The organism is Roseibium sp. (genome assembly GCF_025698965.1).
GTDB lineage: Bacteria > Pseudomonadota > Alphaproteobacteria > Rhizobiales > Stappiaceae > Roseibium.
Genome location: NZ_JAILWL010000007.1, coordinates 1 through 24,616, shown reverse-complemented (window position 1 = coordinate 24,616; position 24,616 = coordinate 1). Strand labels below are relative to the sequence as shown.

Below are 24,616 nucleotides of genomic sequence, written 5' to 3'. Positions count from 1 at the left end.
CCCTTAAGAGATGTCCTTTAAACAAGGCACCCCATGAACGACCTCGGGCACGTGCGAATTTGGGCACGCGGTATATGCGCTCATTCGCAATGGAGCGCAAGTAAAAATACGAGGGTCATTTGCATTTTTTTTGGGAAGGCGGTTGCCACGGAATTTCAGGTGTGGACCTGGTACCCGGTGTTATCGTTCGAACGAAATCTCGAAACAGGTCCCCGCATCCCAGTCCGGTTTCAGGCGGATCACTGCGCCATGCGCCTGAAGTACGGCTTGAACGATACCAAGCCCCATACCGGTGCCGCCCTCTTCCCGTCTTGTCGTGAAGAAGAGATCGAAAATCTGTTCCGCATTACCGGGTGAAATCCCATCACCATTGTCGGCGATATGAAGTGTCAACCCGTCATCGCTTTCAGTCACGGATACTGTAACCGTGCTCGCGCCATGTTTCTGCGAATTTTCGATCAGGTTTTCAAACACGATCCGGGCGTTTTCCTTTGACAGCGGCAAAACGCAGTCGCGATCCCATTCAATGTTCAGCTGTTTCCGCGTTGCGCCGATTTCACCCAGGACTTCAACCAACCGGCACGAACCACCAATATCGATGCTGTCGGCTCGGGCAAGTTCCCGAAGCCGATTCAGGAGCCGTGACGCACGAGCCGTATCGCTCAAAATGTTTTGCAGGAATCGGCTACGCTCTGCTTCGCTCAAACCTTCGCCGCCATCCAACAGCAGTTCCGCAGCCCCCTGAATGGAAGTCAGCGGTGTCTTCATCTCATGCGTGACGTGATTGGCAAATGTGTTGATGTAGTCATTGCGTTCAAACAGCTTGCGCGACATTTCCAGCATGCTTGACGAGAGCGCGTAAATTTCCCGATTGCCATGTGTTGCCAGTGGCTTCAGGGCGTCGCGATCACCACTGCCGATTTTAAGCGACCGGGCCGTCAAAGCCCTGATTGGACCTGAGATGGCGCGCACGAAAATGACCCCGACGACAAATGTCGCTCCCAGCACAAAGGCCAGAACCCAGAAAACGGTTTCCCGTTTCAAGAACATTTCTTTCAGGATGTTGCTGGGGGTTCGCGATGCATAGACGACACCCGCCACTCGGCCGTCCACCACGATCGGCAGCGCGGTGAACACACGCACTGACGTTCCCCGGCTAATTGAATAGATGGGTTGCGGATTGTCGACGATACGCTCGCGCAGAGCGCTGGCATATTGTCCGGAAAGAGCTTTGCCGACTTCGCTGACATGGGCGAGCGAGTGACCGATTTCATCTCGCCCGGCAATCACCACACCGTTTGCGTCAAGTATACGGAACCCGGCCAGAGTGAGCTTTTGAGTCTCTTGAAGAATTGGATCGATTTTCTGCCCGACGGATTTCAAAGCGTCGTGAACAGGCTTATCGGATGGTATGGCGGCAGGTCGCCTTGGCAGGATCGGCGTCTTGTTGAGGTCCAGCGTCGGAAGTTGAGGCGACCATTCTCCAAGCGACTTTCGGAGGTAGGAATACTGCGTCTTGGGAGAACGCGCCTTCGCGCCCAAGGGCAGGCTTTCATACACGACCTCCTTCAGCTGTTGCGCAGTTGTTGCTGCGATTGCCGCTGACTGTGCGATCAGTTCTGCTTCTGTCGTCTGGATGAGCTGGTTTTCATAGACCCGGAAAAACACGATCCCACCGAGTGGAACCAGCAACATGATACCAAGCACCACGGCCACGACGAAGCTGAGCGGTGGGCGCCAGCGGTTGCGAAAGGAAGGCGAAAGCAACATCAACTCGGGTTAGACGGTGTGACTGTTGTGGCACGGCCCAAGCCGAAAACCGACGCCATGGACCGTTTCAATGGCGTCTACACACCCGGCGGCTCCGAGTTTGGCGCGGATGTTGCGGATGTGGCTGTCAATGGTTCGGTCGGAGACGTGAATGTTGTCCTTGTAGGCTCTCTCCAGGATCTGTTCGCGTGTAAAAACGATTTTCGGACGGCTGAGCAGCGCTGCTAGAATGTCGAATTCGATCGCTGTCAGAGCAACCGGCTCGTCACTCACCTGCACAAGCCGTTGTTCCCTGACCAGCTCCAGAATGCCATTTTGCAGTCTGGCCTCGCCGCCTGCTTCCGGCACGGGCGCAGGAGCCCCGTATCGTTTGAGAATTGCCCCGATCCGGGCGATCAGTTCGCGCGGGCTGAAGGGTTTGGTTACATAGTCATCCGCACCGATTTCCAACCCGACAATGCGATCAATCTCATCGTCCCGCGCGGATAGGAACAGCACCGGCACATCAGAAGTTTTTCGCAAATGCTTGCAGACTTCCAATCCGTCCATTTCAGGCAGACCGATATCAAGAACAATCAAAGCCGGATCACAGAGCGTTGCCTTGTCCAGCGCTTCCTTGCCATCCGCTGCTACCTCAAAGCCATAAGATGCTTTTTGAAGCGCAAAGCAAATGACCTCGCGTATGTGCGGATCATCATCAACAACGAGAATCGTATGGGTCTGCAAATCTTCAATCCTGACAAATGGGTTCGCAGCTCATTACCGGAACACTAGAAATACCCGAACCGGCCCCGAAGCGCTATCAAGTCACTCCGTATACTGCAAATTCGCGCCAGTCACCCAAATCTGGGGTTCGTCCCATTTCTCAATGCACTCCGACGAACTGCCTATTCAAAAGGGTGACTGACAAGTGTTTGTTCCTAGTGTGGTTTTTTAACTTGATACTCGCCACGGAAGGAGCGGTCTTGATGAAGTGAATTTCAAATTCACTACACTAGCTTTCCAGCCACCAACCATCACGAAGCAGACCGCGCGGCAGAGATCTATCTATAACGATCTTGTTTCCGCATGCCGAAGGTGTTCGTCTGGTGACCGGCTTGTGGAGCGACGTCCGGGGAAGAAGTCTGAGCCACAACCACGTGGCAAGAAGCAACAGTATGCCGATTGCTGCTATCCGGCAGGTCATGGAATTGAAGTTGTCGGCGAATAGTGAAACTACGCTGCCGGGATCATTGAGAATATTTCGAACCGGAAGCGTTTCCAGCGGTGTCGCGGCAGCTCCCTCCACCACCAGAAATACGGCACTGATCGAAGCGATAGCGAAACCAAAGACGGCAATCAAGGAGCCGGCGGAAGTCAATTTCAGGCGTGTCATCTGTTTCATGGCGCTCGTTCTGCGGCACCCAGGTGCACGGCTTGTTCAGGGTTTCTGCAGATTTCGTGCAGATTGGTCCGGCGGAGAATTTCGCCGTAGGGATGAGTTTCCCTCTGCATTTGGACTCAGATATCCGGGAAGACCTGTCGCAACCAGCAAAAGTGCGCTATAATTCCGCAACGTTAAAACGAACTACTTCCGAAAATACTTATTTAAATGACCGCATCAAAGGTGGGTCATGGAGAAGAAAAATAAAACACTGGTAATATTCGGCGCTTTAATCGCCGTTATAGTTGCAGGCGCTGCATTTTGGTTAACAAATTCTTTCAAAGCACAGAATGCAGATGCTCCAACATCTGTCGACATTGTACCTCCCCCGGTTTCCACAACAGATGATGATCACGACGTTTCGGATATCATACTGATCGAACCGGCATCCGGTGGAGATGGCACCGAAACCTCGACCACCGATGGATCCGGCAGTTACTGGTACGGAAACGGCAACATTGGAAACAGCCCCGGCTGGGGCGGGACGGATCGCGGGAACACCGGTCTTGGCATAGGCAACAGCGGGACGGTTGTCGGCAAATTCAATGGTGGAACGACCACAAATTCTCCCGGTTACAATCTTCCGCCCAATACATTCCCACAGGTCAATTGCACAAACTCTCCGCACTTGGCCGGTTGTGAAAACGACCCTCAGTTGTTGCGAAACCTCCAGATGTCTTCACTCGGTGAACTGGCGACCCTTTACAGGGACGCGCCGAGCAATATCCGGAAAGCAATTCTGGAAGAGGTTGAGAGCCGCGAACAACGCGTCACCTCTGTCACTGGTGAATTCTTTCCGGACATGCAGCACAACAAGGAACACAATGCCTTTATTACCGTCACGCGTGGACTGATCGGTGAAACTTCGGTTGCACCGTCGCAGACGGCAGAAGGGTTGATGAGGCAAACAGCGGAACCGGAAACGATTGATGTTCCCGATACCAGAACAACACCGGAAGTCGGCATCAAGCTGAGCGGCGCCGGCTTCACCATCGAACCGGAGGGCTTTGTCTGGCGAACGATACCCGATGGCGAAGAAGACACATTCGAATGGACGGTCAGGCCAGATGATGAAAACGCCAGTCAATTGCTGGTCAGCGTACGTAACAAGGTAGTCTTCGGCGACCAGGAGATCAGTCTCAAGGTCGATGAATTTCCAAAATCAATCACCGTTACCGTGGATTTCTGGACGCGCGCCGGACGCGTGATGTCTGCCATCGGAGAGTTCGCCAAGTCGACCCAGGGGCTGCTCAGCCTGCTTGGCGTCGGAAGTGTTGGAGCAATTTTGGCCTGGTTCAGGCGAAAGGGAAAGAAAGGTCAACTCGGCGCAAACAAGACCGCGAACGGTCCTGTGAAACGCTCACCTCCTCCGGGGGGAATGGGCGGTCCGCCGACGACCGGCTAACACCTTTTGAAATTGGAATTACCCCCGGTGCAACTCAACGCATCAAACAAAGCAATGGTGCATTTTCAGTTGTTTGGAGTAGTGTCGCTTGCCTCCACTGAAGTCATCAGGAAATAAAGCGGAGAATTTATTCTGATTTTCACAATATTCATGAATATGAATTGCAAAAATTCCACAAAAAAACTCAAACAAGCAACTCACAGGACATTAAATTCAAAACAATACTCACATAATAAATTAAAGCCGCACAATTATTACTCAAAATCACATTTCCTGTAAAATTATCTGCAATATAATTCTAATATCAAACTATTTAATAGTTGCAATTACTTAATTGTCAAAAATATACTGTCTGAAGTTGCATTTCTGACAAACAACCATCAAACGAGTTCAATCATGGCCATCCCTCTCAAAAACCATGACATTGTCTATTTTCCGATGCCCAAAACGGCATGCACCTCTCTGAAACTGCTTTTCTTTCACTTGAATGAAAACCGGGTTTTCAAAAACTACAAGAAAAACGGTACCCTCATGCACATCCACAATGCAGGTTACGGTACGCCCTATTTTTCTGATCTGTCGCATAGCGAACACGCGACAAAAACGCGGGTCACTGTCATTCGAGATCCGATCAGCCGCCTCTTGTCCGCCTACAGTAACCGGGTGGTTTTTCACCGTGAACTTTCCGAACGTCGCATCGATACCGATCTTGCGGAAAAACTGGGAATTAGCCCGGATCCTTCACCCGATGAGTTCTTTCTCAATCTGGAAAAGTATCGGGCACTGTCCACCTCGATCAAGCATCATACCGATCCCGCAACCAAGTTTCTGGGCCCGTCGCTGGACTACTTTCAAAAAGTCTATCCGCTCGAGAAACTGACCGACCTGGTCGACTTTATTTCCGAGAAAACATCGCAAAATCTGAAACTTGGAAGAGAACAAACCGGAGGTCAGAAAATCTATTTTAAAGATCTGTCCAAATCGGCCCGCAAGCAGCTGGCGCTCTATTGTATGGGGGACTACGCGTTGTTGAACAAGCACTACCAACTCCCGCCAGAAGTGGACACTCTGTTTCCCGGTCCTGTCGAAAGAGCGGTTTGCGGCGCGCACTGAATCCAGTCCCCAAATCCCGGCACCCGGTCGCCACCAGCGAAACGGAGACCGGATGCCAGGAACCGGGAGCCGAAACACATCGCGGCATTGCAAAATTTCGAAATAGCCTAAGATCGAGCGCGGGCTGGAGATTGTTCTCGCAAAGCCGCCTCCTGCCCTGCTCAATATCCTTGCGCAAGGCACACCTGTGAAGCCGATTTCTTCGTATTCCGGCTATCGTCTTGTCAGGACAATTTCCCGACCCGAAGGCAGCAACTCTCCACGAAATTCATCGCGATTGACCCGGTACACGCTGGCCACTGGTGTATCATAGGCAAAACGGTAAAATTCAATGGTTCCCCGTTCCCGCTTCCAGCGCCTGACCATGAAGAAGTTGTCGAGACCTATACAGCCGTAATCGGTCGCATTGCCCTCCTGGTCATCATCAGATCCGGACACCTTTATGCGGCAGGACAAAACACTGTCCGTTGCCTTGAAGTTCCATTCTCCCACGATGCCGCGTGCAACGGGTGGAGGTTCATTTCCAGACGGAGGGGACACTCCCGGGCTCGTGGAAGTGGTGTTGCAAGCCGATAGAAACAACAAACTTAAACTCAGGAAAACAATTTTATGTCTCATAACGGCGACCCAGTGCGAAAAAACATCAATGCCTGAAGTGTCACAAAAACACGGTTGGGATTGCAACCATTAAGTGCGAAGCCAAAGAAGCACTCAGAAATCCCTGAACCGCTCGTTCAATTCACTATGCTAACAAACAAACCCAACAATCATATATGTGGATGAACCGTACTCATTCACAAAATGGAATTAGCAATCATGAAGATCCCGATCCCTGAGGAACCGACGCACATGGTGACGGCAATCGTGGCATATGCAGGGATTGCCAAGCGATTGCATATGGAGCTTTCAAACCGCATGGATGGATCGGGTGTCGATCTCGACGCGATCAAGGCCGATCTGATCAACGAAGCAAAAAAGACAATCCCGCATGGCGATTTCGCAAAGGACGAAATCGGTGTCTACAAAACGATGTTTCAGGCAATTGATACGATTTTCGACCCGCATGAGTGAACCGGGATGCCGATGCGCGGAAAACGCAGGCTCTATTGCGTCAACGGCTGAAAACTCAAGATGCTTGAGGGACAGCTTACCCAAACAGACGCTCCTGCGAGTGCGGTGATTTGATATTCGCCTCACTTATGCATTTTGCTTCGTAGCGAATTTCATACCTTAAACCGCACTGGAAACATACACTTACCGGTTGCTCTTTAAATCTGAAGCCCGTTCGGAGTGCGTTGAGAAATGAGACGAACTTCAGATTCAGGTGACCAGCCGTGACGAACAGGTCAATCCCGGCGTTCCAACGGCACAGAATTGTCTTGCAAGTCAGTAAAAGCATCAAGTGTGATTCCTGTCACATTTGACAATGTTAATTTGACCTATATTCAATTTATTGCTAGTGACTTGCCCCGTCACAGCAATGCTGGACCCCACCTCCAGCTTTGGCCGCTGGTACGTTGCAAGCCCAAAAAACACCGGACCGGCGGCCAATTTCACTTTGATAGACGCTGGATATCCAACGAAAACCAATCCGATTGCCACCCTGAGGCGCTTAAAGTGAGTCTGACAGTCCTTATGGGCTATTTACATTGTCACCACAAAGCGTAGGGTCAGTGTGTGGTAGCGAAACCCTACCCCCAATTTAGCCTCGCAAATTTTGCCCACGAAGAGGTTTGCGAGGTTCTTTTTGTTCCTTCAAGTTAATCATCGCTTTGCGTCACCGGCGCCATGACTTTCCCTCATCCAAAATCCCGAAACGCTTTTGCCAAACAGTCCGCGAAGGCACCCACCCGCCTTGGCTGTGCGCGGCTTGGAGGGAAGAGGAGTTGCAAAGGGACCGGCGGTGAAGCGTGCTCGGGGAGAAGTTCGATCAGGCGCCCGGTGCGAATATCGTCGCCGACATCAAATTCCGACTTCAGAAGAATTCCCCTGCCCTCCAGGCCCCAACGGCGCACCAATGCACCATCGTTGGCAATGAGGTTGCCTCTTACCGTGACGATCTGTTTCGCCGCCGTCGCCCCGAAGCGCCAGACATTGTCGATGTTTTGTCCGAAACGCATCACCAGACAATTGTGGTCTTTCAGGTCCGCCGGCGTTCTCGGCACGCCGTGCAGTTCAAGATAGCTTGGCGCCGCGCACAAGATCCGCCGTCTGGAAGGCAGTTGCTTGACCCTGAGACTGCTGTCGCTGATCGGCCCGAAACGAACGGCCAGATCAATCCCCATACCGACGATGTCGACATAGCCGTCCGAAAGGTGCAGATCGATCGAGATGGAGGGATGCTCTGCCAGAAAACGTGCCATTGCTTCAGAAACAATTGTACGGCCGAGATCCTTTGGTGTGCTGATCCGGATCGGTCCGGAGAGCCTTTGCGCACCGAAACGGATCCGTGTCTCCAGATCCTCAACCTCTCCCAGAACCTGCTTGGCTCCCTCAACAAGAGTTCGACCTTCCTCTGTCAAGCTGATCGACCGTGTCGTACGGTTGAGAAGAACCACACCATAGTGACTTTCGAGCGCCGCCAGCCGTTCCGACACGGTCGTCGGTGACAAGCCGACTTCTCTGCCGGCCGCCACGAGACTGCCCTTTTCAACGATAAGCAGAAACAGGGAGATGTTATCGAGCAACATTATACGGAAATTCCGGATTGTTTATTCGTATCCTGCCCGTTTATCCGAAAATAGCAAGAGACTACATTGCCGCTATCGCCAAATAAGGAGACAAACCAATGGCCAGACTGACAATAGTTGCGAACATAAAAGCCAACCCGGACAAGGTCGACCTGGTGAAGTCCGAACTCATCAAGCTGATCGACGTTACCCGCGCTGAACAAGGTTGCATCAACTACGACCTGCATCAGGACAACGAAAATCCGGCACATTTCATGTTCTACGAGAACTGGGAAAGCCGCGAGCTGTGGCAGGTTCACATGAACGCGCCGCATCTGGCCGCCTATATGGAAGCCACCGATGGTGCTGTTGCCGAGTTTACACTCAACGAAATGACGGTCATCGGCTGACTGAACCCGTGTCTGCCTGCCTTTAGTTTTCAAGGAAAGCAAAACCATGAGAGCTGTTGCCCTCACTCATTATCTGCCCATTGAAGATCCGAAATCGTTCCTGGATGTAGACCTGCCGAGACCGACCCCGAAAGGCCGCGACATTCTGGTGGCGGTCAAGGCCGTTTCGGTCAATCCGGTGGATACCAAGGTGCGCGCACCGAAGGAAACAATAGAAGAAACGCCACGTGTTCTCGGCTGGGACGCTGCAGGTGTAGTCGAAGCAATCGGTCCGGATGTGACGTTGTTCCAGCCAGGCGACGAGGTTTATTATGCCGGCGACATTACCCGTTCCGGTTCCAATGCCGAATTCCAGTTGGTGGACGAGCGTATTGTCGGAGCCAAGCCGAAATCCCTGAGTTTTTCGGAAGCTGCTGCATTGCCGTTGACGACGTTGACAGCCTATGAGGCTTTTTTCGACCGCCTTGGCATTGACCGCGATGGTGGTAACAAGGGCGAAAGCATCCTGATCATCGGTGCGGGCGGCGGCGTCGGTTCCATCGGCATCCAGCTTGCAGAGGCAGCGGGCCTCAAAATCATTGCGACCGCCTCCCGTCCGCAAACCACTGCCTGGGTGAAAGAGCTCGGTGCCGACGAGGTTGTCAATCACCGCGAAGACATGGTGGCCCAGGTGCGCGCGCTCGGGTTTCAGCATGTCGACCACATCGCCATCTTCAACGACATGCGCCACTGGAGCGCTGCCGTCGAATTGATCCGTCCGGAGGGTGGCATCGTGACGATTGACGACACCGACCAGCCAATGCCGATGGAAACGATGAAAATGAAGGCTGCCAGCCTGCATTGGGAGTTCATGTTCGCCCGCGCCATGTTCCAGACCCCTGACATGATCGAGCAGCATCGCCTGCTGACTTATGTCGCCAAGGAAATCGACGCCGGGCGCATTCGTACAACGCTTGATACGGTTCTGGCGCCAATAAACGCGGAGAACCTGCGCAAGGCACATGCCTTGATTGAAACAGGAACTGCCAAGGGCAAGGTTGTGATCGAAGGGTTTTAAAAAGTTGAGTGCAGCCGGGCCTCCGGCTGCGCTATCATCCGACGAAGTATCAATCACGAGGCAGACATGGCAGCACTCACTCCTCCCGTATGCGATTTTGACTGGCAGGCTCCTGAGTTCACGTTGCCGGGGACCGACGGCAAGCACTACAGTCTGCAGGATGTTGCCGGTGAAAAGAGCACGCTCGTCATGTTCATCTGCAATCACTGCCCGTTTGTGCTGGCCGTGATGGACAAGATCGTCCGAGATGCGCATGAACTGAAAGATCACGGCATTGGCGTGGTTGCCATCTGCTCCAACGATCATGTCGCCTATCCGGCAGATAATTTCGACAATATGCAGCTGATGGCCGAAAAGCACAGCTTCCCTTTTCCCTATCTGCATGATGCGGAGCAGGAGGTCGCCAGACGTTACGAAGCTGTCTGCACACCGGATTATTTCGGCTTCAACAAGGATCTCGGCTTGCAATACCGTGGGCGTCTGGATGCCACGTGCATGAATGCGGGTTCTGAGGACTTGCGCCGGGATCTCTTTGAGGCGATGAAACAGATCGCCGAAACCGGTCGGGGGCCTGAAGACCAGATCCCCTCGATCGGCTGTTCCATCAAATGGAAACCTTAAGGACGTCGATCAAGATGCAGATCAACAAGCTCGACCATGTCAACATACGCACCACGCGCCTCGATCACCTGGTCGCATGGTATACGGAGGTTCTGGGCCTGAAATCCGGCACAAGACCCCCCTTTCCGTTCCCCGGTGCCTGGCTCTATGCCGGCGATACAGCGGTTGTCCATCTTGTCGGTATGGATGGTGCAGAATCTGTCGGTTCGGAGGTAGAACTGAAACTCGAACATTTCGCTTTCACTGCGTCGGGAGCCAGGGAATTTGAACAAAGGCTGACAGATCGAGGCGAAGAGTTTCAGAAATCTGAGGTCGCAACGACAGGTACCGTTGCCTATAATGTCTGGGATCCAGACGGCAACCATATCCATGTTGACTTCCCGGTAGATGAGTGAACGGGTTCTGTCCAACCTGACAAAGATTTCACCTGCATACGCGCGCTCGTGATCGGCACTCGCGTTGCCGCCCTTTTTGCACGCACTAGGTTTCTCTCAAGACGCCGGTTTTCTTAAAAAAATTCCGGATGCCGAGATTGAATTTGGTGAGGCAAATCATGACCAGACTTTTCGCAGGAATTGCTGCATTGACGCTTGGTGCCACGGCGGCGCTCGGCGAACCGCATCGCTATGAACTCGACCCGGAACACACGACCATCGCCTTTCTGGTGGATCACCTGGGTTATGCCGACACGCTTGGTCTTTTTCTCACTTTTGAGGGCGGCTTCACCTATGACATGGATACCCAGGACCTGTCGGACGTGATCATAACCGTGCAGACCGCGAGCGTTGAAAGCTTCAACGAGGCTCGTGATGGTCATGTCCGCAGCGGGGATTTCCTGAATGTCGAGACTTTTCCGGTTATGACATTCACCGCCACCGGCGGCACGCCGACAAGCGCCACCACCGGAACGGTTGAAGGAGAACTGAACCTCCTCGGTCAGACCCATCCGCTCACCCTGGATGTAACCCTGAACAAGGCTGCGAAGTATCCGTTCGGCCACGGCCGGTTCACACTCGGTCTCAGTGCCCGTGGAACGGTCACCCGTAGCGCCTATGGCATGACCTATGCCGTCGACAACGGCTTTGTCGGAGACGAGGTCCAACTGATCCTGGAAACCGAAGCCATGCGGATTGACGAATAGCCCAGATAACAGATGAGGCTCAGTTCTGTGACTATGCCTTATAGGGTTTTGTCCATTAACGGTCGAAGCGCCGGGTGAATGTTCGGGCTTTCCTCCTGGATGAAACGTAGCAGTGCTTTTTCGTTCTCGTGCAACACACCATCCCGGCCGATGCGGTTTACCAGCCAGGTTGCTTCGTCTTCCGTAACCACTTCATTGACCGCAATTTCCGCCCGCATGGCTGCGCCGCGCTCCGACACCGGATCCGACCGATCGGCATACGCATCACGAATGCCACCGACACCGCCGCTGAACATCTTGCTGAAAAACCCGCCAAGACCGCCTTCAAAACCCCCAGGTTGTTCCAGCCAGTTTTCGCGCGCAAGGGCAACGTCTCGTGCTGGTGGTGCAAATCCGGACATCGCCATCAGATAGTTTGCAATCGCCTTGGCAAAAAGTTCCGACCAGGCGGGATCGTTTTCAGCTTCCAAGGTTGCATCGTTCAGGTCGAACAAAATTTCGGCTTCTGATTTGGAAATCGCAATGCCGCCGCACCCTGCTCCGGCATAAAGCACCCTGCGGAGTAACTCGACTTCAGCCTCGGAAATCACGCCCGGCCTCAATTCCGCTCCTGTGCGTGTCGCCCCTTCGCCGGAAATGACCGACTCCGCAACCGCTCTCAAGGCGAATTGCTCGAGGCCTGCCGGCGCCTGCCGGGCTTTTTCCAGAACGTGCAGAACAGCGTTCAGCTCCGTTCGTGTACAAACATGACCGTCCACGGAGATCTGCCCGATCAGCCAGTCTGAATTGTCATCGGATACGTACCCTTCCGGTTTGGCCTGATGAACCAGAATGTCTCCGATGGCTTCAGGAAAAAGCTCATACCAGGTATCGGCAAAAGTCAGGTCGGCATTGTTCAACTTGAACAGCGCAGCGCCTTCATCGAGCGACACTGCCATGTCGCCGTAAATGTACCGACGCAAGGTAATGACATCATCTTCATTGACCGTGCCACTTGAGATTTTCGCAGCAACAAAGTCTTCCAGTCCCGGTTTGGTCATGGGATCCCCCAGTAAAAAATCTTGCACAGGTTATCGCTGAAAATTCTTGAGATTCCCGTAACGTCCGTTTCGATGACCTGCACAGCAAAAAGGGAGCCGCTGATGCGGCTCCCTAGTCGTTTCCGTAACTCAGACGGGAGTTTGAGCTTCAGGAAACTGCTCCGGGAGTGGGGGCATGCCGGAACATCTCGTCGGGCCTCAGCCGCGGTGCTTTTTACCTTTGCCCATTCCGCGGTCTGCGCCTTTCTTGCCTTTTTTGCCTTTTTCAATATCGGCTTTGGTGATCACGCCATCTTTATTGCGATCAGCACGATCCATCAGGCGTTCCATGCGCTTGCCGTGTTCCTCGGCAGTGATCCCGAGGCTACCGTCGGCATCCGCACGCTGGAACATGTCAACGACACGGTTCTCGTTAACGGCCAACCACAAAGGACCGAAGTCTTCCAAAGTGAAGGAACCGCTGCCATTGGTGTCGGCAAGAGCAAAGAGCTCGGCACGCCGCGCATCAAAATCTTCGCGGGTCACGGTGCCATCGCTATTTGTGTCGAACACTTGCATGAACATCCGTGCAGGTCCGCCACGGCCACGCTCGTGACCACCTCGGCCCTTGCGGTCCCGGGCTTCCGCCCGCTGGCCGCGTTCGCCGTCATTTTCTGCGTTTTCCGCATTTTGGGCATTGGCACCACGTTGGCCGCGAACGCGTTCAACAGTGCCGTTGCCGTCCCGGTCGAGGCGATTGAAAAGACGGTTGGCAACCGTGTCCACTTCTTCCTGGGTCACAATGCCGTCGCCATCCGCGTCCAGGAACTGGAACGCCCGGACCATGCGATCGTTTGACCGGGTCAGAAACGCTGCCTTGAATTCCTCGAGGCTGATTTCACCGCTGCCATCGGCATCTGCGGATTGGAAATCCTGTGCCCGGACTTCATCGATTTCTTCCTGCGTGATGACACCATCTTTATTGACGTCAAAACGTTCGAACAGACGTTCGGCGCGTTGCTCGTGGCCGCCGCGTCCATGACCTTTGCCATGACGGCCGCCGCGCTCACCCATATGCGCAAAACGCTTGCCTTCAGTCTGCTGAATTTGCTTGCCCCCGTCCGCGGTTGCTGCTGCCGTCTGGGCTGAGGCAGAATAACCAGCAGTCAGTGCAGTACCGGCAACGCTCGCAGCCAAAGCGGCAATTGCAATCTTCTTGAACGGTTTCATTCCAACAACTCCTTGGTTCGTTGATGAGCTGAAGGTAGGAGGCAATTGTCGCAAGAATACCCTCGCCAGAGGCCTGAAGTGTCGCCATCTGTACCGCTGGGCGGGAGCGACACACTTTGATACAAGTTCGGTTCGCGCAACGGCCTGCCAGACATTATTTTGGCCTTAGAAACAAGCAGATCAGTGTATTAAACAGAGAGCGGCTGATCATGCAGAGAAGAATGGAGACAATGGTGAGCGACCCGAGCCCGCATATTCTGGTGGTTGATGACCATCGCGACATTCGCGAGACCCTTGCCCGCTATCTCATAAAGAACGGCCTGCGTGCAACGACGGCCGAGAATGCTGCACACGCGCGCAAATCCCTGAAGGCCGCCTCCATTGATCTCGTCGTTCTGGACATCATGATGCCTGGTGAAGATGGTCTGTCGCTGTGCCGCCATCTGGTGGAAACCGGTTCGATGCCAGTAATCCTTTTGACCGCCATGGCAGACGACACCGACAGGGTAATAGGCCTGGAAGTCGGCGCAGATGACTATGTAACGAAGCCTTTCAACCCGCGTGAATTGCTGGCGCGCATTCGCGCGGTTCTCAGAAGAACTTCACTGGCCCCTAAAGAACGCGATCCGATCGAGCAGGAAAAGATGCATTTCGACGGATGGGCACTCAACGTTTCCCGCAGGGAACTGACGGATCCAGACGGCAATCCTGTCGCGCTGTCCAGCGGTGAATTTCAGTTGCTGTGCGCTTTTTTGAAACGACCCAAGATGGTCCTGAACCGCGATCAGCTTCTGGACCTGACCACAGGCCGGGCCCCGGCGGTGTTCGACCGGTCCATTGACAATCAGGTCTCACGCCTGCGCCGCAAAATCGAAATAGACCCGAAGGATCCGAAACTGATCAAGACCGTGTGGGGTGGTGGTTACATGTTTACCGCTGAAGTGAAAGACCACGTCGAATGAACGTATCCGCCCTTCTTCGAAAGGCTCTCGATTTCCTGTGGCCCAGAGCTCTGGCGTCTCAACTGATCGTTCTGCTTCTGCTGGCGATTGTGGCGGCACAGGCTCTGAGCATTTTCATATTTCAGGACGAGCGGCGCATTGCCATGGTGGCAGCGGTTCGGGACAACCTGCTTGCACGCGCAGCTTCCATTGCCGAGTTGATCGAAGATACCCCGGAATCCCTGCAAGGCCGAATCTTGGAGGCCAGCAGCAGCCGATATGCCGTGTTCTGGATCGGTGACACACCGCTTGCACCGGAAAGGGGGGCATCCCGGTTTGAAATTGGTCTGCAAGGTTACCTTAGCCAACAGCTGCACAAGGGTCAGGCCGTACACATCAACATTCACGCGGATGAAAAGCGTGGCCCGCGCAGCAAAAAACCGGACAAGGATGACGAAAAGAGTTGGCGTGCCGTTCCCAAACGCGAGCGTCCTCACAATCTTCGCAAGATCATGAACAAGCCGGAAGATCTCTCGTTGTCGATTCAATTGACCGACGGGCGCTGGCTGAACGTCGCCACCAGTTACCGGCCACCTCCCGGTGCGATCATTCCCTTGCTGGTACAGCTTTCGCTGACTGCCCTTGCTATTGTGCTGATCATCGCTCTTGCCGTTCGCCGGGTTACCCGACCACTCAAGGATCTGGCCATTTCGGCGGAAAAATTCGGCCGAGGTGAAGAACAGGAACCACTGACGCCAAGCGGACCGAGTGAAGTTCAGGCGCTGACCTCCTCTTTCAACGACATGCAGGGTCGTCTGACGCGTTTCGTCCGCGACAGAACCCGCATGCTTGCCGCAATCAGTCATGATTTGCGCACCCCGATCACATCTCTGCGTCTGCGGGCTGAATTTATCGAAGACGATGAAAACCGGGAAAAAATGATCGAAACGCTGGAAGAAATGTCTGCCATGACAGAAGCCGCGCTGCGCTTTGCCAAGGATGAGGCTTATTCCGAAAGTGCCGAAATAACCGACCTTGGAGCAATGCTGGAAAGTCTGGCCGGGGACCAACAGGATCTGGGGCACGTTTGCTGGGTCCTGGTCAACGAGGAAATTTCGTTGTCCTGCCGTCCGATGGCGCTGAAGCGAGCTCTGCGCAACCTGATTGAGAACGGGATCCGGTACGGAGATTCCGTTTCCGTCGAAGCGACAAAGACCGCAGACGAAATTGTCATTCGCATTCTTGACGAAGGCCCGGGCATTCCCGAAGCGCGGTTGAAAGATGTCTTTGAGCCCTTTGTGCGTCTGGAAGAATCCAGAAGCGAGGAGACCGGAGGAATCGGCCTCGGACTTGCAATCACCCGCTCGATCATCCACGCCCATGGTGGCACGATTGAACTGAAAAACCGTCCGAAGGGCGGCCTTGAAGCTGAAATCAGGTTGCCGATGAGTAGCTGATCCTTGAGTGAACGGTTGGTGTACTGAGGGGTTGCGCAAGTGACAGCTGCTTGGCTGCCGCTTGCGCAAGCCGCGAGAGCCCGGCTCAATTCAGCCGGAAAATCAAAGAACATTTCAGGATCGACTCAATACAAGCGCAGATCTCCGGTCATCGACCAATCGATTTCTGGTCAACTTGCCTGGTCTAACTAGCGCCTTGCTTCCAGTTCACCTGCATAAGTCGCCTCATCGACCGGTTCCAGCCAATCGACCGCAGCACCGTTCAGTTCTTCCTGAATGACCAGATGAACCAGAGACGTATGCGGTCCGGCACCGTGCCAATGCTTGATATTGGGCGGTATCCAGATCACGTCGCCAGGCAGTATCGACAGTTTCTCCTGCCCCCAGAGATGAACAAAGCCCGCCCCTTCCAGGACATGAAGAGCCTGCCCCAACGGGTGGGTATGCCAATGAGTTCTGGCCTTTGGTTCAAATGTCACTTTGAACACCCTTGCCCGTGCGGGTGCAGGCGCATTGATGACAGGATCCAACCACGCGGTACCGGTGAAATAGTCCGGATTGACACGCGTGGTCGGTCGGGATCCGGCTTCGTAAACGGTCAGAACGCTCATGGCACCTCCTTGCCGGCAGATACGGCAGTTCGCAATTTCCGAGTACCGGGCCAGTTGATCAGAACAACCCCGAAAATGGCAAGGCATATTCCGGCAAAGGTTTCCAGGTCCAGGGTCTCGGAAAGAAAGACCACACCTAGAAATACGCCAACACCGGACCTCAGATAGGCCTGACTGGCGGTTCCCATGGCTCCCAAAGTCGACAGCAATCTGAAATAGATGAGAAACGCCAGAGCCGTGCAGACAATGCCAAGGATCAGCGCGGCGCATATGCTTGTCGTATCTGGAGACAGGGACCACGGCCGATCGACAACTATGCTCACCGGAACAAGCACAAACGAAGAGCAGATGAGTGTTCCGGCCGCCGGCACAATTGGTGGCATTGTTGAAAACAGCCGACCACGTAATGCCGATAAGCCGTAGAGAACTGCGCTGAACAGAACCGCGAGCTGCGGCAGAAGGTTTTCGCCGATATTTTCCAGCGCACCGACGCCAACAATCAGCACAATGCCGCCAAAACCGGCAAGTGCACCAATCAATTGCCGTGCACCGGGCCGTTGTCCCGATTGAAGCACCACAAAGGACAGGGCAAACACCCACAGAGGCGAAGTTGAATTCAGGACACTCGACACGGCAGTGCCGGCATATTGCTGTCCCCAGGCAAGCAGCAACCAGGGACCGGTGCTGTTGACCAGTGACTGAACAAAGAACAGTTTCCAGGTTCTCCAGTCCAAAGGCATCCGGATGCCTCTGAAGGACATGATCATCAGAAGGATGACGGATGCCAGTCCAACCCGAATTGCGATCAGCGTTGCCGGTGGAATAGTCTCCAGCGCAATACTGATCCACATGTAGGACGAACCCCATAACAGGGCGAGACAGCCCAGGAGGGCATATTCGAAAGAGCGGGATTGCATGATGGATGCGTTAGCCGTTCTCGACCCGGCTGTCTTCCGGTGCCTCTGCCCGGTCTTCCATGCCATAGTCCCTCAAGACATGTGCCACACGCAGGCGGTAATCCTTGAAATAGCTGTGCCTTCCAACCCGCTGAGCTTTGCGATGCTGGGTCAATCGACGCCACTCATCCAACGCCGCTTCATCTCGAAAGAACGAAACGGAAAGCAGTTTTTCCGGGTTGGTCAGGCTCTGAAAGCGTTCGACTGACAGGAACCCGTCAATCTCGTCGATCAGCGGCCGCAGTTCAGCCGCCACGTCGAGATAGTTCTGCTTTTTATCCGCATGCGGGATCACTTCGAAAATCACGGCTATCATACTTTTAGTCCTCCCTCAGCATGCGGCGCGGATGCCAGTTTCAGGAAGGTTCGGTCTTCCCGCAAGATGAATTTCTCCTTTTGCGCAAAGGCATAGTTCACTTGACCGAGAGGATCTTCGGCCAGGCGTGCACGATAGGCCTCATAAGCAGCCAGATCCTCGATGGAATAGACACCATAGGCCAGCGTCGTGGAGCCTTCGTGCGGCGAAAAATACCCAATCAGATTCGCACCGCAGCGCGGAATTGCCTGCCCCCAGTTGCGGGCATATTCCTCGAACGCAGCTTTCTTGCTCGGGTCAATGTGATAGCGGATAAAACATGTGATCATGGATCGGGCCTCTTTGATGTAGCGTTGTGGGTTCTTGTGTGCCATGCTCTGCGACGTGAATGCTTCGATGAGGATCGAACCATGAAAGATGGACCTGACATAGCCCGCATAGGGGCCCTGATTGGCGACCCCGCACGCGCCAATATCCTGAACGCCCTGTTGAGCGGCAAGGCCCTCACAGCGACCGAACTCGCGACGGAAGCCGGAGTGACCAACCAGACCGCAAGCTCGCATCTGAAGAAACTTATGGAAGGCGGGTTGCTGGCGCAGGCCAAACAGGGTCGCCACCGCTACTTCACTCTTGCCGGCCCGGAAGTTGGCGCGACACTTGAAGCGATCATGGGGTTGGCTGCACGAAGCGGTCACTTGCGAACGCGCACAGGACCTAGAGATCCGGCGATGCGTGCCGCCCGCGTGTGTTACGACCATCTAGCCGGCGACATGGCTGTACGGATATTCGACAGTCTGCAGACTCGAGGATTCCTCAGAACATCCACAAACAAAGGCGGCCTTGGCCTTTCGCCCGACGGTGAAACCTTTGTCACCGATTTTGGAATTGACCTTGAAGCCCTCTCCGCGAACCGGCGCCCCTTGTGCCGGGCCTGCCTTGACTGGAGTGAGCGGCGCAATCATCTGGCCGGCAGTCTTGGAGCCGCATTCCTGAACCGGTTTCAGGAAGAGGGTTGGTTGCGACGTGAGAAGAACAGCCGGGTTGTGCATTTCTCGTCTGGAGGAAACGCAGCACTGAAGAAACTTTTCCCCGACGCTTGATAGTACCTGCACCATCTCTCCAGCACAGTTCGACCCTCATCGAATCTTCCCGTTGCATTTTGCTTTAGTCTGACAGGCAAAGTGTAAGAGGTGTCGTGGTGCTGCAAATATCTGAGTTTCTGCCTGGAATTTTACTCGCCTACTCGGCCTTCCTTCTGGCCATTGTAAGTCCCGGTCCGAATTTTATTGCCGTAATAGGAACGTCCATGAGCGCGGGCAGACCTTCCGGAGTTGCGCTTGCTTTTGGGGTCGCCTTCGGTTCCCTGACCTGGGCACTGCTCACGGTCGTCGGCCTGACGACACTGCTGACCCTCTATGCCTCGGCTTTGACTGCCATCAAGATATTCGGTGGTCTTTACCTGCTGTGGCTGGCCTACAAATCCTTCAAGTCCGCTGCGGCACGCCAGGACCTCAAAGCTCAGAAAATGGCGGGAGAAAAACGAACGCTCACAGGTTTCCTGCTGCGAGGTTATCTCGTTCAGATCACCAATCCCAAGGCTGCGCTCGCCTGGATCGCAATCATTTCGCTCGGCATGCAAAATGGAGCACCGCTCTGGGTCGCCGCGACAATCGTGCTTGGAACTTTTGTGCTCTCTGTTGTCGTCCATGTGCTTTATGCAATTGCGTTTTCAACCCCGCTCATGGTCCGCTTGTACGGGCGCGCGCGGCGCGGAATACAATTCACTCTCGGAAGTTTTTTCGCGTTTGCCGGTATGAGACTGCTGACGCGCTCGAATTGACGGTGATGAAAGACCTGCAAATACTGTCTCCGGTTTCGGGCTGAAATCCAGCGAATTCCGTCCGGCCTGCAAGCGGGCGACATCTTCAACTAAGACAGGATGTTCTTGACCTTGCCCGAGAGCCAGGACATGGCAGGGCCCATCCGCGCATTTTTGAGGGTGACCCACTCCACCGGCGGACTCCAGTGTTTGTGCTCGAATCTCAAGTTCAGTTTTACAAGCTGCCCCGCCGCTATCGCCTCATTGGCAAGGTGTTCGGGCAAATAAGCCCAGCCTGTTTTCTGTAAGACCAGATCCCGAATGGCATGGAAGCTGCTGGCATACCAGATGCTTGTCGAAAGTGCCGGAAACTGATCGAGAACACTCCCCTGCGGGCTGCGCAAAAGAAGTTGTCTGAAAGGGAGCAACTCGTTGGCACCGATGCTCGTGATTTTTGCCAGCGGATAGTCCGGGCTGCTCACGGCAATGAAAGACAGGTTCCCGATGAAAGCCTGTTCGACTCCCTTTTGAACCTTGCTTCCCGAGAACATCAATCCAATGTCTGCTTCGCCATTCACAACAATTTCAGGAATATCTGGACTGACTGCGGAAACAAACTCGATTTGTGTTGCCGGAAATCGGACGCCGAATTCGACCAGAAGTTTGCTGAGCGAAGGAAGTAAAATCGCATCATCCAGAACAATCCGGACACGCGTTTCCTCGCCAGCAAAAATGCTTTGTGCCGCTGCGTCGAAATCTTCAACCTGTGTCAGGATCGCCTTCGCCAATGGCAACAGTCTTTCCCCGCCTTCCGTGAGCTGAGGCTTGCGGGTGGTCCGGTCGAAAAGGTCCAGTCCGAGATCGATTTCCAGGTTGGCTATGCCAAGACTGACAGCCGATTGCCCCTTGTCCAGGGCTCGCCCGGCAGCGGAAAAGCTACCGGTTTCCACAGCGGCGGCAAACATTTTGAGCTGGTCCAGACTGGTCAATTCAAACCTCAATATATTGATAATATCAATACTAGTTAACTTATTACCATTCGAAAAGAGAATTAAAATTGTCCTGCGTTCCAACGGAACCAGCCAATCCAGTTGGATTTCACCCCGGCTCCAGACACCGAGACACAGGACGAAAGATGAAAACTCTCTTGCAGATAAACTCCGGCATTCATGGTGCGGAGTCTCAGACTTCAAAGCTCGCCGACGAAGTCGCGCACAGGCTTTTGGCGCAGCACTCTGCCATGCGGCACATCAAGCGGGATCTGAGCAAAGACCCGATCCCGCATCTGGATAAGACCACTTTTCTGTCCTTTTCGGCTCCCGCCACAGTCACCTCTGCAACAAAAATAGAAGGCCTTGCGATTTCAGACGAATTGATTGCGGAACTCAGAGAGACCGATGTGCTGTTGGTTGGCGCGCCAATGTACAATTTTACGATCCCCTCCACGCTAAAATCATGGATCGATCATGTGACCCGTGCCGGCGAGACCTTCCGTTTCACCAACGAAGGACCAAAGGGACTTCTGACCGGAATTCGAGCGATCATCGTAATTGCCCAAGGTGGAGATTTTCTCGGTACCTCCATGGACTTCGAAACCGGTTATCTTGAATTGGCGCTTGGCCATCTCGGTATAACCGATATTGAATTCATCCACGCCAAGGGCCTCGCCTTGGGACAAGAAGCAGCTCAGGCTGGTCTTGCTGCCGCCCGTGCACAAATCGTCTCACTCGTCGGCCGCGACCTGACTCCGGCCTGACGCCGTTTCCCGCTCTGCAAAACAAGGCCCGCGTTGCCCCGCTTCCTGCTCAATCCGGCAGGCGTCCTCTCGGACACAAAAAACCCGGCCGGAGCCGGGTTTCCAGGAGGTGGGTCAACGTCTGGGTATCACAAACGTTATTTGGGGTCATATTTTTATGGCTTTTGGGGCCTTATCGGGTTTGGCCCTGCATCAGGATCCTTTTGGAGGCTCCTGAACGTTGGGTGATGCTTCTTTCCAGGACCTGTACAGCCGGGCGGGCAACCATGGTAGGCGATCCCGATTGTAGTCCTGGCGATGCTTCACCAATATCAATTTGGCCGTGTGCACATTCATCTTGTTCTCCTTCAGTCGCCCACAATCTGAAACGCAGCAACTTCTTAAGATCAATGTTAGCGCACTTTGTGCACTTTTCAAGAGTGCACCTTGTGCATATTTTGCTATTTTTCCTTTGCTTTCCCAACGTCAATTAATTTGACCCCAAAACAAAAAGCCTCCGCCGGGTTCCCGGCGAAGGCTGTAACTGTTCCAGAAGACCTGATCGCAGTGCGCGACCGGCAGTGACTTACTCCGCAGCAACCATGCGCGCTGCATCATAATTCAGGATTGGAGCAAGCCAGCGCTCGGCATAGGCAATGTCCCAGCCCTTTCTGGCGGCATAATCCTCCACCTGATCCCTCTCAATCTTGCCGACACCAAAATAGTGACTATCCGCATGACCGAAATACAGCCCAGAAACTGAAGACCCCGGCATCATCGCCCGGCTTTCGGTTAGCTGTATACCTGTCAATCGTTCAGCGTCGAGCAGCTTGAAAAGCGTATCCTTTTCAGTGTGATCCGGTTGTGCCGGATAGCCAGCTGCCGGGCGGATCCCCTGATACTTTTCACCGATGATATCATCGATGGAGAGAGTCTCGTCCGCTGCATACCCCCAGAGATCCTTCCGGACGATCTCGTGGAGCTTCTCGGCGAATGCTTCCGCCAGACGGTCGGCAAGCGCCTGTGAGAGGATCTTGTTGTAGTCGTCTCCTTCACGGGCATAGCGAGCAGCCAGATCGTCTTCTCCATGACCTGCCGTCACCGCAAAGCCCCCTATCCAATCATTGATGCCGCTCTCCAGCGGCGCGACGAAATCGCTGAGCGCCACATTGGCGCGTCCGCCAGCCGTTCTTGCCATCTGTTGGCGCAAAGTATGAAAAGTGCCGAGTGTTTCAGTCCGGCTTTCGTCGGTGAACAGTCGAACGTCATCTCCAACCGCATTGGCCGGCCAAAGATTTGCCACGCCCTTCGCAGTCAAGAGCTTCTTCTCGACAATCTCGTCCAGCATCCGACGAGCGTCGTCATAAAGCGCCTTTGCCGCAGGACCATAACGATTGTCGGTCAACACCGCCGGATAACGACCCTTGATTTCCCAGGTCGCGAAAAACGGCGTCCAGTCAATTACCGGTACGAGCTCTTCGAGCGGGAAATCTTCAAACACCGTCGTTCCCGGTTTCCTGGGAGCGACCGGTGGCTTTCCGATAAAATCAGACTTGAAGGCGTTATCCCTGGCAGCAGCGATCGGCGTTCGTTGCTGCGTACCCCGACCGGCGGCATGCTTTTCAGCAACATCGGCATATTCGCTGCGCACCTGCGCGTAATAAGGATCCCGCCCTCCTTCGCTCATCAGCTTGGAGGCAACACCGACAGCCCGTCCGGCGTCGGTCACATAAATCGCCTGGCCACGTTCGTAATTCGGGTGGATCTTCACCGCTGTATGGATCTTGGAGGTTGTTGCACCACCGATCAGCAACGGCACGTTCATCTCCTCGCGTTCCAGTTCCGCAGCCACGTGGCACATTTCGTCCAGGGACGGCGTGATCAGGCCACTCAACCCGATCATGTCGACCTTTTCCTGCTTGGCCGTTTCAAGAATTTTGGCAGCCGGAACCATAACCCCGAGATCGATCACCTCGAAGTTGTTGCACTGGAGAACGACGCCGACGATATTCTTGCCGATGTCATGCACATCACCTTTCACCGTTGCCATCAGGATCTTGCCGGCGGATGAATGGCCGGTGAGTCCCAGCTCCTGTTTTTCCTTCTCCATGAAGGGCATCAGATAGGCGACGGCTTTTTTCATCACCCGGGCAGATTTAACCACTTGCGGCAGGAACATCTGTCCCGAGCCGAACAGGTCTCCGACCACGTTCATGCCGTCCATTAACGGCCCTTCGATCACGTGTAGCGGACGGTCAAAGGCCTTGCGGGCCTCCTCAGTGTCTTCTTCCACGAAATCGGAAATTCCGTGAACCAATGCATGCTCTATCCGCTTGGCAACACCCCAGGTGCGCCAGGTGAGATCGGCTTCCCGTTTCTTGCCGCCCTCGCCTTTCCAGCGTTCAGCAGCTTCCAGCATACGATCCGTCGCATCATCCCGCCGATTCAGGACAACATCAATGCAAAGTTCCCGCAATTCTTCGTCAAGATCGTTGTATACCGCCAATTGACCGGCGTTGACGATGCCCATGTCCATTCCACGCTGAATGGCGTGATAGAGGAATACGGAGTGCATCGCCTCACGCACGGCCTCATTGCCACGGAAAGAGAAAGAAAGGTTCGACACACCACCAGACACGTGGGCATGAGGCAGGTTCTCGCGGATCCAGCCTGTGGCTTCGATGAAATCGACGCCATAATTGTTGTGTTCTTCAATGCCGGTTGCGACCGCAAAGATGTTCGGATCGAAAATGATGTCTTCGGGCGGAAACCCGACTTTTTCCGTCAGCACCTTATAGGAGCGGGCACAGATTTCGGTTTTCCGCTCGAACGTATCCGCCTGCCCGCTTTCGTCGAATGCCATGATGACAACCGCAGCACCGTATCGACGGACCAGTTTGGCTTGTTCGATAAAGGCCTCTTC

The 24,616-nt window shown here is 54.2% G+C and carries 26 protein-coding genes; 13 read left to right on the top strand and 13 right to left on the bottom strand.

The window, feature by feature from the left end; translation table 11 throughout:
* Positions 1-180: 180 nt before the first annotated feature.
* The 3 genes from K5905_RS01335 to K5905_RS01325 form a co-directional block, all read right to left on the bottom strand.
* Positions 181-1,770: an ATP-binding protein gene (locus K5905_RS01335; RefSeq protein WP_297579312.1), complete on the bottom strand. Its 1,590-nt coding sequence runs from the start codon at positions 1,768-1,770 to the stop codon at positions 181-183.
* 9 nt (positions 1,771-1,779) lie between these two features.
* Complete coding sequence (locus K5905_RS01330) at positions 1,780-2,496, bottom strand: response regulator transcription factor (protein ID WP_297579309.1); 717 nt, start codon at positions 2,494-2,496, stop codon at positions 1,780-1,782.
* 268 nt (positions 2,497-2,764) lie between these two features.
* A complete protein-coding gene (locus tag K5905_RS01325; protein ID WP_297579306.1) occupies positions 2,765-3,154 on the bottom strand; it encodes a hypothetical protein in 390 nt (129 codons plus the stop codon).
* Between the two features lie 229 nt (positions 3,155-3,383).
* On the opposite strand from K5905_RS01325, the gene K5905_RS01320 reads away from it, so the two are divergent.
* Both K5905_RS01320 and K5905_RS01315 read left to right on the top strand, forming a co-directional pair.
* Positions 3,384-4,598: a hypothetical protein gene (locus tag K5905_RS01320; protein ID WP_297579303.1), complete on the top strand. Its 1,215-nt coding sequence runs from the start codon at positions 3,384-3,386 to the stop codon at positions 4,596-4,598.
* 396 nt (positions 4,599-4,994) lie between these two features.
* Positions 4,995-5,711: a sulfotransferase family 2 domain-containing protein gene (locus tag K5905_RS01315; RefSeq protein ID WP_297579300.1), complete on the top strand. Its 717-nt coding sequence runs from the start codon at positions 4,995-4,997 to the stop codon at positions 5,709-5,711.
* A gap of 213 nt (positions 5,712-5,924) precedes the next feature.
* On the opposite strand, the gene K5905_RS01310 is transcribed toward K5905_RS01315, so the two are convergent.
* Positions 5,925-6,251: an AprI/Inh family metalloprotease inhibitor gene (locus K5905_RS01310; protein WP_297579298.1), complete on the bottom strand. Its 327-nt coding sequence runs from the start codon at positions 6,249-6,251 to the stop codon at positions 5,925-5,927.
* 276 nt (positions 6,252-6,527) lie between these two features.
* Here K5905_RS01310 and K5905_RS01305 point away from each other — a divergent pair, with 276 nt between their 5' ends.
* Complete coding sequence (locus K5905_RS01305) at positions 6,528-6,782, top strand: hypothetical protein (protein WP_297579295.1); 255 nt, start codon at positions 6,528-6,530, stop codon at positions 6,780-6,782.
* Positions 6,783-7,510: 728 nt separating this feature from the next.
* On the opposite strand, the gene K5905_RS01300 is transcribed toward K5905_RS01305, so the two are convergent.
* Positions 7,511-8,401: a LysR family transcriptional regulator gene (locus tag K5905_RS01300; RefSeq protein WP_297579292.1), complete on the bottom strand. Its 891-nt coding sequence runs from the start codon at positions 8,399-8,401 to the stop codon at positions 7,511-7,513.
* A 98-nt stretch (positions 8,402-8,499) separates the two neighbouring features.
* Between K5905_RS01300 and K5905_RS01295 the strand changes: the two genes are divergently transcribed.
* From K5905_RS01295 to K5905_RS01275, 5 genes are all read left to right on the top strand, one after another.
* Positions 8,500-8,790 (top strand): putative quinol monooxygenase, encoded by a 291-nt coding sequence (locus K5905_RS01295; RefSeq protein ID WP_297579289.1) that lies wholly within the window; start codon positions 8,500-8,502, stop codon positions 8,788-8,790.
* A gap of 46 nt (positions 8,791-8,836) precedes the next feature.
* On the top strand, positions 8,837-9,847 hold the full coding sequence (locus K5905_RS01290) for a zinc-binding alcohol dehydrogenase family protein (RefSeq protein ID WP_297579287.1): 1,011 nt from the start codon (positions 8,837-8,839) through the stop codon (positions 9,845-9,847).
* A gap of 66 nt (positions 9,848-9,913) precedes the next feature.
* The gene (locus K5905_RS01285) at positions 9,914-10,468 is read left to right on the top strand and encodes a thioredoxin family protein (protein ID WP_297579285.1); all 555 of its coding nucleotides are present in this window, start codon (positions 9,914-9,916) and stop codon (positions 10,466-10,468) included.
* 14 nt (positions 10,469-10,482) lie between these two features.
* Entirely contained in the window at positions 10,483-10,863 is a 381-nt protein-coding gene (locus K5905_RS01280; protein WP_297579283.1) for a VOC family protein, read from the top strand.
* A gap of 158 nt (positions 10,864-11,021) precedes the next feature.
* Complete coding sequence (locus K5905_RS01275) at positions 11,022-11,609, top strand: YceI family protein (protein ID WP_297579280.1); 588 nt, start codon at positions 11,022-11,024, stop codon at positions 11,607-11,609.
* 38 nt (positions 11,610-11,647) lie between these two features.
* On the opposite strand, the gene K5905_RS01270 is transcribed toward K5905_RS01275, so the two are convergent.
* Positions 11,648-12,649, bottom strand: coding sequence for a hypothetical protein (locus K5905_RS01270; RefSeq protein ID WP_297579277.1), 1,002 nt, complete (start codon positions 12,647-12,649; stop codon positions 11,648-11,650).
* Between the two features lie 198 nt (positions 12,650-12,847).
* The gene (locus tag K5905_RS01265) at positions 12,848-13,858 is read right to left on the bottom strand and encodes a calcium-binding protein (RefSeq protein ID WP_297579274.1); all 1,011 of its coding nucleotides are present in this window, start codon (positions 13,856-13,858) and stop codon (positions 12,848-12,850) included.
* A gap of 230 nt (positions 13,859-14,088) precedes the next feature.
* On the opposite strand from K5905_RS01265, the gene K5905_RS01260 reads away from it, so the two are divergent.
* Both K5905_RS01260 and K5905_RS01255 read left to right on the top strand, forming a co-directional pair.
* A complete protein-coding gene (locus K5905_RS01260) occupies positions 14,089-14,820 on the top strand; it encodes a response regulator (protein WP_297579348.1) in 732 nt (243 codons plus the stop codon).
* Positions 14,817-16,256, top strand: a complete 1,440-nt coding sequence (locus tag K5905_RS01255) for an ATP-binding protein (protein WP_297579271.1) — start codon at positions 14,817-14,819, stop codon at positions 16,254-16,256. Before K5905_RS01260 ends, K5905_RS01255 begins: the two co-directional genes overlap by 4 nt.
* Before the next feature lie 188 nt (positions 16,257-16,444).
* On the opposite strand, the gene K5905_RS01250 is transcribed toward K5905_RS01255, so the two are convergent.
* From K5905_RS01250 to K5905_RS01235, 4 genes are read right to left on the bottom strand one after another with little or no spacing between them, the layout of a single operon-like run.
* Complete coding sequence (locus K5905_RS01250; protein ID WP_297579268.1) at positions 16,445-16,867, bottom strand: cupin domain-containing protein; 423 nt, start codon at positions 16,865-16,867, stop codon at positions 16,445-16,447.
* Positions 16,864-17,784 (bottom strand): EamA family transporter, encoded by a 921-nt coding sequence (locus K5905_RS01245; RefSeq protein ID WP_297579266.1) that lies wholly within the window; start codon positions 17,782-17,784, stop codon positions 16,864-16,866. Before K5905_RS01245 ends, K5905_RS01250 begins: the two co-directional genes overlap by 4 nt.
* A gap of 10 nt (positions 17,785-17,794) precedes the next feature.
* Positions 17,795-18,139 (bottom strand): antibiotic biosynthesis monooxygenase, encoded by a 345-nt coding sequence (locus tag K5905_RS01240; protein ID WP_297579264.1) that lies wholly within the window; start codon positions 18,137-18,139, stop codon positions 17,795-17,797.
* Positions 18,136-18,468 (bottom strand): NIPSNAP family protein, encoded by a 333-nt coding sequence (locus tag K5905_RS01235; RefSeq protein ID WP_297579262.1) that lies wholly within the window; start codon positions 18,466-18,468, stop codon positions 18,136-18,138. Before K5905_RS01235 ends, K5905_RS01240 begins: the two co-directional genes overlap by 4 nt.
* 81 nt (positions 18,469-18,549) lie before the next feature.
* Between K5905_RS01235 and K5905_RS01230 the strand changes: the two genes are divergently transcribed.
* Positions 18,550-19,239: a winged helix-turn-helix domain-containing protein gene (locus K5905_RS01230; RefSeq protein ID WP_297579260.1), complete on the top strand. Its 690-nt coding sequence runs from the start codon at positions 18,550-18,552 to the stop codon at positions 19,237-19,239.
* A 98-nt stretch (positions 19,240-19,337) separates the two neighbouring features.
* On the top strand, positions 19,338-19,979 hold the full coding sequence (locus K5905_RS01225; RefSeq protein ID WP_297579258.1) for a LysE family transporter: 642 nt from the start codon (positions 19,338-19,340) through the stop codon (positions 19,977-19,979).
* Positions 19,980-20,068: 89 nt separating this feature from the next.
* Here the strand turns inward: K5905_RS01225 and K5905_RS01220 are convergent, their stop codons facing one another.
* Positions 20,069-20,947 carry a LysR family transcriptional regulator gene (locus K5905_RS01220; protein WP_297579255.1) on the bottom strand — a complete coding sequence of 293 codons (879 nt, stop codon included), beginning with the start codon at positions 20,945-20,947 and terminating at the stop codon, positions 20,069-20,071.
* 146 nt (positions 20,948-21,093) lie between these two features.
* On the opposite strand from K5905_RS01220, the gene K5905_RS01215 reads away from it, so the two are divergent.
* Positions 21,094-21,714 (top strand): NAD(P)H-dependent oxidoreductase, encoded by a 621-nt coding sequence (locus K5905_RS01215; RefSeq protein ID WP_297579251.1) that lies wholly within the window; start codon positions 21,094-21,096, stop codon positions 21,712-21,714.
* Between the two features lie 565 nt (positions 21,715-22,279).
* Here K5905_RS01215 and K5905_RS01210 read toward each other — a convergent pair.
* On the bottom strand, positions 22,280-24,616 hold a 2,337-nt coding region (locus tag K5905_RS01210), incomplete at its 5' end, for a vitamin B12 dependent-methionine synthase activation domain-containing protein (protein ID WP_297579248.1).